Source organism: Acidovorax sp. SRB_24, assembly GCF_012931925.1.
Genome location: NZ_MWOM01000167.1, coordinates 1 through 775, shown reverse-complemented (window position 1 = coordinate 775; position 775 = coordinate 1). Strand labels below are relative to the sequence as shown.

General features: G+C 69.8%; 2 pseudogenes. One reads left to right on the top strand and one right to left on the bottom strand.

From position 1 onward, the window contains the following. A pseudogene (locus B2J89_RS21270) lies at positions 1 to 399 on the top strand (ornithine cyclodeaminase); the annotation flags it as partial. Between the two features lie 180 nt (positions 400 to 579). Here B2J89_RS21270 and B2J89_RS21265 read toward each other — a convergent pair. After that, positions 580 to 775 (bottom strand): annotated as a pseudogene (locus B2J89_RS21265) (hypothetical protein); the annotation flags it as partial.

Here is a 775-nt window from a genome sequence, read left to right as displayed (position 1 = left end):
CTCAACGCCGTCGGCGGCGACTGCCCCGGCAAGACCGAGCTGCACGCCGACGTGCTGCGCGGCTCGCGCATCTTTGTCGAGTACGAGCCGCAGACGCGCACCGAGGGCGAGATCCAGCAGCTCGCGGCCGACCACCCGGTCACCGAGCTCTGGCGCGTGCTCACGGACCAGGCGCCGGGGCGCCGCCATGCGGGCGAGGTGACGGTGTTCGACTCGGTCGGCTTTGCATTGGAGGACTTCTCGGCCCTGCAGGTGCTGCACCGGCTCGCGCACGAGCGCGGCGTGGGCCGGGACATCGCGCTCGTGCCCACCGACGGCGATCCCAAGGACCTGTTTGGCCGCATGCACCCGGCCGCCGCAGCGCCGCGCCTGCGCCTGCGCCTGCGCAGCGTGGCCTGAAGGCCAGACGATCACGCCCGTGGGCGCAGCCCCATCGATGCGCCTGCCCCTCTGCCTGCGGCCCGCCTATTTCAAGCAAAAATGGGCTGTAACGGTTATCCAGTAAGCGTCTGCAGCTATATTTTCAGGAGTGACGAGCGCTCCAGCGCACCGCGCAAGGCAGATCGCACACTGTGCGCCTCAGGCCGCCGCACTGTCGCGCATGACCATGCGCCACGCCACCTGCGCCAGCCAGGCCACGGCCAGCAGCGCGGCCACGCCCACCAACCAATGCCCCAGGCGCTCCTGGTCGCCCAGCAGATAGGCGTTGCAGACGCGCGTGGGCGAATCGATGTAGAGCTGTCCCACCACCGCGGTCATGGGCAGCACATTGCCC